This window comes from Streptomyces sp. NPDC005435, assembly GCF_040703155.1.
Classification (GTDB): Bacteria; Actinomycetota; Actinomycetes; order Streptomycetales; family Streptomycetaceae; genus Streptomyces.
Genome location: NZ_JBEXEQ010000019.1, coordinates 66373 through 79477, shown reverse-complemented (window position 1 = coordinate 79477; position 13105 = coordinate 66373). Strand labels below are relative to the sequence as shown.

8 protein-coding genes are annotated in these 13105 nt (G+C 72.6%); 5 read left to right on the top strand and 3 right to left on the bottom strand.

Features of this window, described 5'->3' with window-relative positions:
- Window positions 1-17: 17 nt before the first annotated feature.
- The gene (gene glmM / locus AB0898_RS23780) at window positions 18-1376 is read left to right on the top strand and encodes a phosphoglucosamine mutase (RefSeq protein WP_366804987.1); all 1359 of its coding nucleotides are present in this window, start codon (window positions 18-20) and stop codon (window positions 1374-1376) included.
- A 74-nt stretch (window positions 1377-1450) separates the two neighbouring features.
- Here glmM and coaA read toward each other — a convergent pair whose 3' ends face one another.
- From coaA to AB0898_RS23765, 3 genes are all read right to left on the bottom strand, one after another.
- Window positions 1451-2440: a type I pantothenate kinase gene (gene coaA, locus AB0898_RS23775; RefSeq protein ID WP_366804985.1), complete on the bottom strand. Its 990-nt coding sequence runs from the start codon at window positions 2438-2440 to the stop codon at window positions 1451-1453.
- A 58-nt stretch (window positions 2441-2498) separates the two neighbouring features.
- Window positions 2499-2963 carry a hypothetical protein gene (locus tag AB0898_RS23770; protein ID WP_366804984.1) on the bottom strand — a complete coding sequence of 155 codons (465 nt, stop codon included), beginning with the start codon at window positions 2961-2963 and terminating at the stop codon, window positions 2499-2501.
- A 71-nt stretch (window positions 2964-3034) separates the two neighbouring features.
- Complete coding sequence (locus tag AB0898_RS23765) at window positions 3035-7543, bottom strand: ricin-type beta-trefoil lectin domain protein (protein WP_407078392.1); 4509 nt, start codon at window positions 7541-7543, stop codon at window positions 3035-3037.
- A gap of 650 nt (window positions 7544-8193) precedes the next feature.
- On the opposite strand from AB0898_RS23765, the gene glmS reads away from it, so the two are divergent.
- The 4 genes from glmS to AB0898_RS23745 all read left to right on the top strand — a co-directional run bounded on the left by glmS (window position 8194) and on the right by AB0898_RS23745 (window position 13004).
- Window positions 8194-10041 (top strand): glutamine--fructose-6-phosphate transaminase (isomerizing), encoded by a 1848-nt coding sequence (gene glmS, locus AB0898_RS23760; RefSeq protein ID WP_366804983.1) that lies wholly within the window; start codon window positions 8194-8196, stop codon window positions 10039-10041.
- 153 nt (window positions 10042-10194) lie between these two features.
- Window positions 10195-11121, top strand: a complete 927-nt coding sequence (locus tag AB0898_RS23755; RefSeq protein WP_366804982.1) for a hypothetical protein — start codon at window positions 10195-10197, stop codon at window positions 11119-11121.
- Between the two features lie 16 nt (window positions 11122-11137).
- Window positions 11138-11509 carry a holo-ACP synthase gene (locus AB0898_RS23750; protein ID WP_366804981.1) on the top strand — a complete coding sequence of 124 codons (372 nt, stop codon included), beginning with the start codon at window positions 11138-11140 and terminating at the stop codon, window positions 11507-11509.
- Window positions 11510-11555: 46 nt separating this feature from the next.
- Window positions 11556-13004, top strand: a complete 1449-nt coding sequence (locus AB0898_RS23745) for an NAD(P)H-hydrate dehydratase (RefSeq protein ID WP_366804980.1) — start codon at window positions 11556-11558, stop codon at window positions 13002-13004.
- The last annotated feature ends 101 nt before the right edge of the window (window positions 13005-13105 follow it).

The window sequence follows — 13105 nt, the reverse complement described above, 5'->3', positions numbered from 1 at the left end:
CTTCTTCAGGAGGACAAGTGGGACGACTCTTCGGCACCGACGGCGTGCGTGGCGTCGCCAACGCGGACCTGACGGCCGAGATGGCGCTCGGCCTGTCCGTCGCGGCGGCGCATGTGCTGGCCGAGGCGGGTACTTTCGCGGGCCACCGGCCGAAGGCGGTGGTCGGCCGCGACCCGCGGGCGTCCGGGGAGTTCCTGGAGGCGGCCGTGGTCGCGGGCCTGGCCAGCGCGGGCGTGGACGTGCTCTGCGTGGGCGTGCTGCCGACGCCGGCCGTGGCGCATCTGACCGGCGCGCTCGGCGCGGACCTCGGCGTGATGCTCTCCGCGAGCCACAACGCCATGCCGGACAACGGCGTCAAGTTCTTCGCGCGCGGCGGTCACAAGCTCGCCGACGAGCTGGAGGACCGTATCGAGGCGGTCTACGAGTCCCACCGCCACGGTGAGCCCTGGGAGCGGCCCACCGGCGCCGGGGTCGGCCGGGTGCGGACGTACGACGAGGGCTTCGAGACCTACGTCGCGCACCTGCTGTCGGTGCTGCCGAACCGCCTGGACGGGCTGAAGATCGTCCTGGACGAGGCGCACGGCGCGGCCGCCGGTGTCTCCCCGGCCGTGTTCACGCGGGCCGGTGCCACGATCATCACGATCGGCGCCGAGCCGGACGGCCTGAACATCAACGACGGCTGCGGCTCGACCCACCTGGGCCCGCTGAAGGCGGCCGTGATCGAGCACGGCGCCGACTTCGGCATCGCGCACGACGGCGACGCCGACCGCTGCCTGGCCGTGGACCACACCGGTGAGGAGGTGGACGGCGACCAGATCCTGTCCGTCCTCGCGCTGGCGCTGCGCGAGCGTTCGGAGCTGCGCTCGGACACCGTTGTCGCGACTGTCATGTCCAACCTGGGCTTCAAGCTGGCCATGGAGCGCGCGGGCATCCGTCTCGTCCAGACGGCGGTCGGCGACCGCTACGTCCTGGAGGAGATGAAGCAGCACGGCTACGCGCTGGGCGGCGAGCAGTCCGGGCACGTCATCGTCCTGGACCACGCGACCACCGGCGACGGCACGCTGACCGGTCTGCTCCTTGCCGCGCGGGTCGCGGAGACCGGGCGGACCCTGCGTGAGCTGGCCTCCGTCATGGAGCGGCTGCCGCAGATCCTGATCAACGTGCCGGACGTCGACAAGTCCCGCGTCCAGACCTCCGCCGACCTCGCCGCCGCCGTGGGCGAGGCCGAGCGCGAGCTGGGCCAGACCGGCCGCGTCCTGCTGCGCCCCTCCGGCACCGAGCCGCTGGTCCGCGTGATGGTCGAGGCCGCCGACATCGACCAGGCCCGGTCGGTGGCGGGGCGGCTGGCGGACGCGGTGAAGTCGGCGCTGGGGTAGTCCGCCGGGCTGTACGCGTGAGCGCCCGGGGAGGCTGATGGTGCCTCCCCGGGCGCTGCCGTGTTTTTCCGGTCCTACAGCTTGCGCAGGCGCAGGCGCTGGACCGTGTGGTCGGGGCCCTTGCGCAGGACCAGGCCCGCGCGGCCCCGGGTGGGGGCGATGTTCTCGGTCAGGTTGGGCTTGTTGATCGTGCGCCACAGGCCGCGGGCGTAGTCGAGGGCCTCCTCCTCGGAGACCTGGGTGTACTTGCGGAAGTACGAGTCCGGGTCCTGGAAGGCGGTCTGGCGCAGCTTCTTGAAGCGGTCGAGGTACCAGCGCTCGATGTCCTCGGCGCTCGCGTCGACGTACACGCTGAAGTCGAAGTAGTCCGCGAGGCCGACGCGGGTGCGGCCGTCCTTGCCGGGGAGGGCGGGCTGGAGGACGTTCAGGCCCTCCACGATCAGGATGTCCGGGCGGCGGACGGTGAGCTTCTCGCCGGGGACGATGTCGTAGATCAGGTGGGAGTAGACGGGGGCGGTCACCTCGTCCTTGCCGGCCTTGATGTCGGCGACGAAGCGGGTGAGGGCGCGGCGGTCGTAGGACTCCGGGAAGCCCTTCCTGGACATCAGGCCGCGCGCCTGGAGCTCCTTGGTGGGCAGCAGGAAGCCGTCCGTCGTGACCAGCTCCACGCGGGGGTGCTCGGGCCAGCGGGACAGCAGGGCCTGGAGCAGGCGGGCGACGGTGGACTTGCCGACCGCGACGGAGCCGGCGACGCCTATCACGAAGGGCGTGCCCGACTGGGAGCCCTTCTCGCCGAGGAAGGTGTTCAGCGCCCCTCTGAGGCCGTCGGTGGCGCCGACGTAGAGGTTCAGCAGGCGGGAGAGCGGCAGATAGATGTCCCGCACCTCGTCGAGGTCGATCACATCGCCGAGCCCGCGCAGCTTCTCCACCTCCTCGGCGGTGAGCGGCAGCGGAGTCTTGTGGCGCAGGGCGCTCCACTCCGCGCGGGTGAGGTCGACGTAGGGAGTCGCCTCCGGCCGGTGCCGGTGGGCGCTCCTCGGGAACTCGGAGACCGGTGAGATCACATTCCATTGTTAACGGAGTACGAACGGGGATGGGGGGTGGGGTAGGTCACGCCGTGCCTCAGCGGGACCGAGTGCCCGGCGGAACGAACGTGGGCCTCAGCGCCGGGGGCAGGTCGGACATCCTGCCGAAGACGAGAACGCGTGCGGGGTTCATGGCGTCGTTCTCCGGCGTCGCGATGATGCCCGCGGTGAGCAGGACCTGGATCAGCGCGCTCTGCATGTGACGGCCGATCACCCCGGGATACCGGACGGCGGGCGCGTCGGCGTCGCCGGTGAGGAGTCGTTCGGCGGCCGCCTGGAGCAGGTCGGGGCTGCACCGCCAACCGACGGACACGGCGGCGGAGGCGGTCTCGGCGTCGGGCTCGACGCTCACCAGCGCCCCGGACCGCTCCACGGCGGCCTCCGGATCGTCACGGAACGCGGGCAGCCCCGCGTCCACGAGGGACTGGACCACGTCGTCGGCCAGCCGGCCGCGGGCGGCGAGAACGTCGTCGGAGGCGCGGGTGAAACCGAACTCGGACATGGGCCTCTTCTCTTCGTGCGGCGGGGTGCGGCGGGCACCGTGCGAGTGCCCGCCGCACCCCGGGATGTCAGTTACTGCTCAGCCGGACTCACCTGCTGTCCGGCGGGACCCGCCGCGGACCGCTTCAGCGTCCTTCCCTCGAACTTGCTGATCAGCGCCCAGAGGAGGTCTCCGGAGCCGGGTCCGTCCGGCAGGGACCAGTAGATCGGTGTTCCCGGTCTGAGCTTGTCCTCCAGCATCGGCCCGCACACGCCGCACGGGGTGCGTTCGCTGTACAGCTCCGTGATCTGGTCGGGCTTGAAGTTCCGCGCTTCGAGCTGGTCCAGGATGTGGTTCTCGGAGTGGTAGCCGGAGCCCTTGCTGAAGCCGACGACGAGGTCACCGGTCTTCGGGTCGTTCCACCCGGGGACCCTGGCGACCGCGACATTGCGGCCGGTGGTGATTCCGGCGGCCTTCCTGGCCTTGTAGGCCATGAGGGCGAGATCGGTGCTGCCGTAGGCGATCATTCCCTCGCAGGGGAGACCACCGCTCTGTGCGATCGCTGTGCGGAGCGGTTTCTTGACGGTGCACATCTCCACCACGCGGCTCAGGACGCGCGCGCCGATTCCCTCGACCGCGACCTCGGAGAGTCCGGCGGCGCGCAGCCCCTGCCACGCTTCCTCGAAGCCGATACCGGTCCGGGCCGCGGCGTCCGCGGCCTTCACCGCGTCCACGATCGGGCGGAGGATCTTGCCGGCGAAGAGGGTGGCGACGTCCAGGGTGGCCCAGGCGCAGCCGGTCCAGGAGCCGGAGGCGCCGCCGGGGGCTATTTTCTGGACGCACTTGATCCAGTGGCCGACGAGGATGTCCACCGGGTCGATGCCGGAGTTGAACTCGGTCATCGAGATGGTGTCGGTGACCTGGGTCGACAGTTCCTTGGTGGGGAACTCGCCCAGGTAGAGCGTGGCACTGGCCGGGCACTTGTACGCGGACAGGTCCAGGTCCTCGGCGGTGCACAGGTAGAGGTCGAGTACCGCCTTGAAGCGGATCTTCGCGGTGATCTTGCAGTCCCCGACGTGGACGATGGGGTTGCAGTTGTCCTTCTTGACGATCTCCGGGTCGCCGATCCGGTCCGTCCGCTGGACGACGTAGAACATGTCGCCGATCGAGGCACCGTTCTCGTCGACGACGGTTCCGGACTGGATCTGCCCGGCCTTGCCCGCCGCCTCGGCGCGCTCGGCGGCGTCCTGGGCCTCCTTGGCGTACTTCTCGGCGTCCTTGGCCGCCTGTTCGGCCTCGGTGGCGGCCGCGTCGGCGCGGTCGGCGGCGGCGCGGGCGTCCTTGGCGTCCTGTTCGGCCGCGGCGGCCGCGGAGCGCGCGGCGTCGGCGTCGAGTTCGGCGGCGTCGGCGGCGTCGCGGGCGTCCTTGGCCCAGCCCTCGGCACCGCCCGCGGCCTTGTCGGCGGCGGCGGCGTCGGCGGTGGCCTGTTCGTCGTAGTCGATGGTGCGCGACAGTGACGCGGCGGCAGCGGCGGCCGCCTTCGCGGCGTCGGCCGCGTAGCCGAGGGCGTCCTTGGCGTAGCCGCGGGCGTCGGCGGCGTACTGGGCCGCGTTGGCCGCGTGCTGGTAGGCCTCCTTGGCGTCGCCGGAGGCCTGGTCCGCGATGTTCTTCGCGGCCTGGGCCTCGGCGGCGGCGTTCTTGGCGTGGGCGTCGGCGACGGCCCGCTGCTGCTCGGCGATGGTCTTCGAGCCCTGCCCGGTCAGGACGACCAGGGCGGCGGCGGAGTCGGTGTCGACGTACGGGGAGCCCAGCTGGATCGCGTCGTTGGCGGGGTCGGCGACCTGTTCGGCGGCCTTTCCGGCGTCGACGGCGGCCTGGGCGGTGACATGGGCGTAGCCGGCCGACTTGGCGGAGGCCGCGAGCGCCGTCTTCGCCTCGGCGGCGGCGCCGTCCGCCTCGGTCTTCGCGTCCTTGGCGTGCCGGCCGGCCTCGTCGGCGAGCTTGACCGCGCTGCGGGCCTCGGCGGAGGCGTCCTTGGACGCCTTGATGGCGTCGGCCACCGCGCTGGTGGCGGTCCTGACCGCCGCGTCGGCCTTCAGCTTGTCGGCCTGGGCGGCGTCGGAGGCCGCGCGGGCGCGCTTGGCGGCGGCTTCGGCGCGCGTGGCGGCGGCGTCCGCGTCCGCGGCGGCCCGGGTGGCGGCGTCCGCCTCCGAACGGGCCCTGGTGGCCGCGGCCTCGGCGTCGCCGGCGGCCCTGTCCGCGTCGTTCGCGGCGGCGCGGGCGGCGTCCGCCGCGTCCCCGGCGTCCAGGGAGTCGGCGTAGGCGTCCTTGGCGTCGGCCTTGGCGCGGGCCGCGTCCGCCTTCTGCTCGGCGTCCCAGGCGTCGTCGCGCATCTCCTTGGCGTGGTCGCGGGCCTTCACCGCGTCGTCGCGCCGGTCCTGGGCGGTGTGCTCCGCCGCCTCGGCCCGGTCCTTGGCGTCCTTCGCCCTGGACGCCTCCGACTCGGCGTTCTTACGGTGCTGGGCGGCCTCGGCGCGCTTGGCGTCGGCCTTCTCCTTCTCCGCCTTGGCCGTCTTCTCCTGGGCCTCGGCGGTGAGCCGCTTGGCGTGGGCGTCGGCGGCGGCGCTCTTGGCGTCGCCCTCCGCCTTGAGCGCGACGGTGAGCTTGGCCTCGGCGGTCTCCTTGTCCTTCTTGGCGTTGTCGCGGTGGACCTTGGCCGCGTCGGCGGCGGCCTTGGCCTGCCACTCGGCGCGGGCGGCGGCCTCCTTGCGGAACTCGGCCTTCGACTGCGCGGCCTGCGCGAGCGCCCGCTGCGTGATGGTGGCGCTGTCCCCGGCGGAGGCGCGGGTGGCGGCCTCCGCCGTCTCCCCGGCCTTCTCCAGCGCGGTCAGTGCGGCCACCGCGCCCTTGGTCACCTGGTCCTTCTGCTGCCCGACGAGCAGACCGCGGCCGCGGGGGGCGCCGGCGGCGTCGGCCACGGCGTAGGCGGACTGCAGGGCGGTGTCGGAAGTGGTGGCGGCCTGCTGGGCGGTGGTGAGCTGGGCCTGGAGTACGCCCAGCTGCTTCTTCGCGGCGGTCTGCGCGGCGGTGACCCCGGCCTTGGCCTTGTCGAACTGCGCCTTGGGCGGGTAGGTGGCGGCGGTGTCCCCGGTGTGCGTCTTGGGGACGATCTTCAGCTTCTGCGCGCTGGAGCCGTTGCACGCCGACAGCACGGCGTCCTTGCCGTTGTCGAACGTGGGCAGGTGCAGGCACTTGCCGGTCGCCGCGTTGCGCAGCGGGCCGGTGCTGCGGACGTCGAACGTCCACTGCTGGGCCTTGCCGCTGCCGCAGTCCTTGATCTGGAGCTTCGTGCCGTCGGCACTGGCGCCGTTCAGCACTTCGAGGCACTTGAAGGCGTTGACGTTGACGAGGGTGCTGCCGCCGTCGTAGGTGCCCAGCACCTGCCACTGCTGGGAGGCGGCGCCGTTGCAGGCGGCGACCTCCACGGGCGTGCCGTTGGTCTTCGCGGCGCCCTGGACGTCCAGGCACTTGCCCGACGCGCCGGGGATCTGGATCTCCAGGCGCCCGTCACCGATCCAGCCGAGGCCGCCCGAGCTCCAGTAGTCCTGCCAGCGGGTGAGGCGGTCGGCGATCCACGACTGGCCGAGCAGGTCGGCCATGGTCTCGGCGCTCTTGGTGAGGGCCGTCGTGGCGGTCCGGTTGGCGTTGAGGATCTGGTCGCGCTGGGCGGCCTGGGAGGTGATCTCCTGCTGCCACTCCCGGGCGGCCACGTCCTCCGCCTGACGGAGTGTCTTGTTCGGGTCGATCGGGTCGCGCCACGCGCAGGTGGAGGAGCGGGTCTTCAGGTCCTCGACCGCGAGCCGGTACTCCACGCTGCCCGGCTCCGGCGCGGTGCGCGGCCAGCCGCCCGAGGCGAGGAAGAGACGGGCGTTGTCGGCACCCGCGTCCTCCAGGGCGAAGCCGTGCAGCCACTGGAACGCGTCGCGTTCGTTCAGGGCGCGGTTCCACTCGCTGCCGGGCAGGCTCGGGTCGGGGTCCTGGCCGTAGAGCGGGGTGCCGATGGCGTCGACGGCCTGGAGCGTCTTGGCGTCGGCCTCGGGGGTGGGGTCGTAGAAGTCGAACTTCTCGGTCCAGTCGGGGCCGCCCGCCCACTTGCCGAGGCCCGTCTGGTCGTAGAAGTCGTCGCCCTCGTGGACGCCGGGGACCCAGTGGAAGCCGGTCTCGGTGAAGCCCGCGGGGGTGTTGAGGCCGCTCAGCGGCTTCTCCCAGTCGGCCTCGTGGGCGATCAGGCGGTCCCAGTTGGCCTCGTACTTCGTGCGGTCCTGTTCGTACACCTGGCGCAGCGGGCCGTCGGACGAGTCCAGGTCGGCGAGTTGGCGCAGCTTCTCCGGGGTCTGGGCGAGGGCGTTCTGCGCGAAGGTGTACATGCCCGGTCCGCCGAGCCGCAGCGCGTCGCCCATGAGGCACTGGTCGAGGCGCAGTTGCTCGTCGTCCGTGGTCTCGTACCAGTCGTCCGGGCGGTCGCTGGCGTGGGTGCCGGCCAGCCTGGGCGCGAGGTCGGGCTGTACGCCGAGGGTGGCGAGGGCGGCCAGCACGCTCACGAGGAGGACGGGCCGTCCGAAGGGGACGCGGGCGAGCGGTCCGGTTCTTTTGACGGGGCCCGGTCTCGTACGTGATCTGCCGCGCGGTCTGAAGCGCAAGGGTCCCTCCCAGGACGTCGGAGCGGACCGCGGGAAGGAGCCGCCCGCGCGGGGCGGGGCCGTGCCGGAGGCGGGTGTGTGTTCCGCGCGCGACGTCGTCCGAACGCGCGCGGTGCCGTACCCGGTCCGGCCTTTCCGGCGACGTGGCGGGGTGCTCGCCGAGCACCGCCGCCTTCCCCCCTGAGGTCGCTGGATCGTGCGCCCGTCGACGGATTCGGCCGTTCCGCCCGGGCACGGCGACACCCTACGCACGGAGGGCCGGAAATCGTACGGACATACGAAGCCGGAACGGGCGGGTGCGGCGTGAACTCGTCTTGACCGGCTTCGTGACGGATGTGACCGGTGGGGCCCGGGGAGGCGGCCGGAGCTGTGTGTTTCCTGTGAAACGGCCCGGTGGGGCGGGTGTTCGGCGCCCCCGGTGATGTTGACCGGATTTCGCCCCGTGCGTGCGGCGCACCGCCGCGCTCCAACCTTCGTATGACCGTGGGAATTTCCGAATTCGGGCACGCTGCGCCTCTTTTGGGCCCGGTTCTGACCGTAGGCTGCCGCGCATGTGCGGAATCGTGGGATACGTGGGAGCGCGGTCGGCGCTCGAAGTCGTGATGGCGGGGCTGAAGCGGCTGGAGTACCGGGGGTACGACTCCGCCGGGGTCGCGGTGCTCGCGGACGGGGGGCTGGCGTCGGCCAAGCGGGCCGGGAAGCTGGTCAATCTGGAGAAGGAGCTGGCCGAGCGGCCGCTGCCCGCCGGGACGACCGGGATCGGGCACACCCGGTGGGCCACGCACGGCGGCCCGACCGACGCCAACGCCCACCCGCACCTCGACAACGCGGGCCGGGTCGCGGTCGTGCACAACGGCATCATCGAGAACTTCGCGGTGCTGCGCGCCGAACTCGCCGAGCGCGGACACGCGTTGGCGTCCGAGACGGACACCGAGGTCGTCGCGCACCTGCTCGCGGAGGAGTTCTCCACGACGGCCGACCTCGCCGAGGCGATGCGGCTGGTGTGCCGCCGTCTGGAGGGCGCCTTCACGCTGGTCGCCGTGCACGCGGACGCCCCGGACGTGGTCGTCGGCGCGCGCCGCAACTCCCCGCTGGTGGTGGGCGTCGGCGAGGGCGAGGCGTTCCTCGCCTCCGACGTCGCCGCGTTCATCGCGCACACCCGGGACGCGATCGAGCTGGGCCAGGACCAGGTGGTCGAGCTGCGCCGCGAGGGCGTGACGGTGACGGACTTCGACGGCTCCCCGGCCGAGGTCCGCGCGTACCACGTCGACTGGGACGCCTCCGCCGCCGAGAAGGACGGCTACGACTACTTCATGCTCAAGGAGATCGCCGAGCAGCCGAAGGCCGTCGCCGACACCCTCCTCGGCCGCGTGGACCCCTCCGGCTCGCTCACCCTGGACGAGGTGCGCATCGGCGCGGCCGAGCTGCGCGAGGTGGACAAGGTCGTCATCGTCGCCTGCGGTACGGCCTTCCACGCGGGGCTCATCGCCAAGTACGCCATCGAGCACTGGACCCGCATCCCCTGCGAGGTGGAGCTCGCGAGCGAGTTCCGCTACCGCGACCCGATCCTGGACGGGCGCTCCCTGGTCATCGCCATCTCGCAGTCCGGCGAGACCATGGACACCCTGATGGCGCTCCGGCACGCCCGCGAGCAGGGCTCCAAGGTGCTGGCCATCTGCAACACCAACGGCTCCACGATTCCGCGCGAGTCGGACGCGGTGCTCTACACCCACGCGGGACCCGAGGTCGCCGTCGCCTCCACCAAGGCGTTCCTGACCCAGCTCGTCGCCTGCTATCTCGTCGCGCTCTATCTCGGCCAGGTGCGCGGCACCAAGTGGGGCGACGAGATCCGCGCCGTCGTACGGGACCTGTCCCGGATCTCCGGCGAGGTCGAGCGGGTGCTGGAGACCATGGAGCCGGTACGGGAGCTGGCCCGCTCCCTGGCCGGCCACGACACGGTGCTCTTCCTCGGCCGTCACGTGGGCTACCCGGTCGCCCTCGAAGGCGCCCTCAAGCTCAAGGAACTCGCCTACATGCACGCCGAGGGCTTCGCGGCGGGCGAGCTGAAGCACGGTCCGATCGCGCTCATCGAGAAGGACCTCCCGGTCGTCGTGGTCGTCCCCTCACCGCGCGGCCGCTCCGTCCTGCACGACAAGATCGTCTCCAACATCCAGGAGATCCGCGCCCGCGGCGCCCGCACCATCGTCATCGCCGACGAGGACGACGACACGGTGACCCCCTACGCCGACCACCTCATCCGCATCCCCGCCACCCCCACCCTCCTCCAGCCCCTCGTCGCCACGGTCCCCCTCCAGGTCTTCGCCTGCGAACTGGCCGCCGCCCGCGGCAACGAGGTCGACCAGCCGAGGAACCTGGCGAAGTCGGTGACGGTGGAATAGCGGATACGCGATGCCGGGCCGGTCTCCCGAATCCGGCTCGGCAACAGGGCTCGGCAACACAGGGAAAAGGGGAACGTTTTTCCGGTCCCCGAAAGGATGAATGCGGCCTTGTAACCGGGACGTTGCCGCTCCCACTCCCGCACGATCGCGCACATGGTCACATCCACCCACGAGACCTCGCACCGGATCTTCCAGGATCATCCCGAGGTACTCGCCCCCGTCTTCCAGGCGCTGGGGCTGGAGCCGCCCGCCAAGGCGGAGATTGAGGCGATCACTCCGGATGCGACGGAGCTCAAGCCGCTGGAGCGTCGCGTCGACACGGTGCTGAAGGTCGTGCCGTCCGACGGTGACGCGTTTCTGCTCGCCATCGAGGCCCAGACGAAGCGGGCGCCGGACAAGGGTGTCAACTGGGCGTACTACGTCAGCTATCTGCACGCCAAGTTCGAACTGCCGGTGCTGCTCGTCGCCGTCTGCCGGCACCGTTCCACCGCGACCTGGGCCGCGGGCCCCTTCGAGTGCCGGGTCGGCCCCTGGGCGACCCAGGTCACGCGCCCCTTCGTACTGGGGCCCGACACGGTGCCCCGGATCACCGACGAGGCGATGGTGGCGCGTGAGCCCGCGCTGGCCACGTTTTCCGCCATTGTTCACAGCCAGAGCGAGCAGAGCGACGCCATACTGAATCTGATGGCTCGCGGAATGCGTTCGTTCGACAAAGCCACCGCCCTGTACTGGTCGGAACTTCTGGAAATCGGGCTGGAGAACACTCCGGCCCGGGACACGTGGAGGGAGTTGGAGAAGATGGTGGTCACGTTCTTTCCCGGCCGGGGGACGGTCTTCGAGGAGGCGTACCTGGACGGGAAGGCCAAGGGAGAGGCCGAGGGGAAGGCCAGGGGCGAGGCCGAGGGCGAGCTGGCCGGCAAGAAGCAGGCCGTGCTGCGGGTGCTGGAGGCGCGTGGGCTGGCCGTCTCCGACGACGTGCGTGAGCGGGTCGGCGCCTGCGCCGACTCCGAGGTGATCGACAGCTGGCTCGACCGCTCCGTCGCCGTCGAGCGGGTGGAGGATCTGTTCGACGGGGAGTGACCCGTAGGCTCCCCGCATGGGCATTGTCGGGGTCGGGATCGATGTGGCCGAGATCGAGCGGTTTCGGGTGGCGCTGGAGCGGACGCCGGGGCTGGCTGATCGGCTGTTCGTGGTGGGGGAGTTGTCGCTGCCCAGTGGGGAGCGGCGGGGGATCGCGTCGCTGGCGGCGCGGTTCGCGGCCAAGGAGGCGTTGGCCAAGGCGTTGGGGGCGCCGTCGGGGCTGCTGTGGGTGGACGCCGAGGTGTACGTCGAGGACAGCGGGCAGCCCCGGCTGCGGGTGCGGGGGACGGTGGCCGCCCGCGCGGCCGAGCTGGGGGTGAAGTCCTGGCACGTCTCCCTCAGCCATGACGCGGGCGTCGCCTCGGCCGTGGTGATCGCCGAGAACTGAGCCACGCGGGTGCGCGGGTGGGCGTGCGCGGGGCAGACTCGAAGACATGCGTACGGCGTACAGCGTGGAGACGGTACGGGCGGCCGAGCGGGCCCTGATGGCACGGCTGCCGGAGGGCACGCTCATGCGGCGGGCCGCGGCCGGGCTCGCCACGGCCTCGGCGGAGTTCCTGGGGCGGGTGCACGGCAGCCGGGTCGTGCTGCTCGTCGGCAGCGGCGACAACGGCGGCGACGCGCTGTACGCCGGGGCCCGGCTGGCCCGGCGCGGCGCGGGCGTCACCGCCGTCCTCCTCTCACCCGAGCGGGCGCACGCGGGCGGACTCCAGGCGCTGCGCAGGGCGGGCGGCACCGCCGTCACCGACCCCGGGGACGCCGTCAGGGCAGTCGAGCGCGCCGGGCTCGTCCTGGACGGCATCGTCGGGATCGGCGGCAAGGGCGGACTGCGCCCCGACGCGGCCCGGCTGGCCGAGGCCGCCGAGCGCTCGCGGGCCGGGATCGTCGCCGTCGACCTGCCCAGCGGGGTGGACGCGGACACCGGCGAGGTGCGCGGCGCTGCGGTGCGGGCCGATCTGACGGTCACCTTCGGCGCGTACAAGCCCGGCCTGCTGATCGACCCCGGGCACGAGTACGCCGGAGCGGTCCGCCTCGTCGGGATCGGGCTCGAACTGCCGCCGGACCCCGCCGTGGAGGCCCTCCAGCACGCGGACGTGGCCCGGCTGCTGCCGGTGCCCTCGGCGGAGAGCGACAAGTACCGGCGCGGGGTGCTCGGCGTCGCCGCCGGCTCCGCGCGCTACCCGGGCGCGGCCGTGCTCGCCGTCTCCGGCGCGCTGCGCGGCGGTGCGGGGGCCGTACGGTACGTCGGTCCGGCCGGGGACGCGGTGATCGCCCGGTTCCCCGAGACGCTCGTCTCCGACCAGGGCCCCGACCACGCGGGCCGCGTCCAGGCCTGGGTGACCGGACCCGGCGCCGGGGACGACGCGGCCACCGTCGCCAAGGTGCTCGGCACGGACGTACCGGTCCTGCTCGACGCCGACGGGCTCCGGCTCGCCGACCGCGACACCGTACGCGGGCGCACCGCACCGACCCTGATGACCCCTCACGCGGGCGAGGCCGCCGCCCTGCTGGGCGTACGCCGCGAGGAGGTCGAGGCGAACCGTCTCGCCTCGGTGCGCGAGCTGGCGGCCGTCTACCGGGCGACGGTGCTGCTCAAGGGCTCCACCACGCTGATCGCCGCCCCCGACGGCGGCCCCGTACGGGTCAACCCCACCGGCACCGCCTGGCTCGCCACGGCCGGCAGCGGCGACGTGCTCTCCGGCCTCACCGGCTCGCTGCTCGCCTCCGGGCTCACCCCGCTGGACGCGGGCAGCGTGGGCGCGTATCTGCACGGCCTGGCCGGACGGTTCGCCTCCCGGGGCGCCCCGATCGTCGCCATGGACATCTCCGACCGGCTGCCGGAGGCATGGCGGGACGTACGGCGGGAGCTGGACTGGGACTGAGCCCGCCGACAGACCGTACGGGCCCCGGACCAGCGGACTCGCGCGCCCGGGACGGGACCGCCGAGGAGTGCTTCCGGGGGCCGGGCGGGGCCTCTGAGAGA

Coding starts and splice junctions, on each gene's coding strand:
- AB0898_RS23770 (WP_366804984.1), bottom strand. CDS start 2,963: ATGTCCGAGTTCGGTTTCACCCGCGCCTCCGACGACGTTCTCGCCGCC.
- glmS (WP_366804983.1), top strand. CDS start 8,194: ATGTGCGGAATCGTGGGATACGTGGGAGCGCGGTCGGCGCTCGAAGTC.
- AB0898_RS23755 (WP_366804982.1), top strand. CDS start 10,195: ATGGTCACATCCACCCACGAGACCTCGCACCGGATCTTCCAGGATCAT.
- AB0898_RS23750 (WP_366804981.1), top strand. CDS start 11,138: ATGGGCATTGTCGGGGTCGGGATCGATGTGGCCGAGATCGAGCGGTTT.
- AB0898_RS23745 (WP_366804980.1), top strand. CDS start 11,556: ATGCGTACGGCGTACAGCGTGGAGACGGTACGGGCGGCCGAGCGGGCC.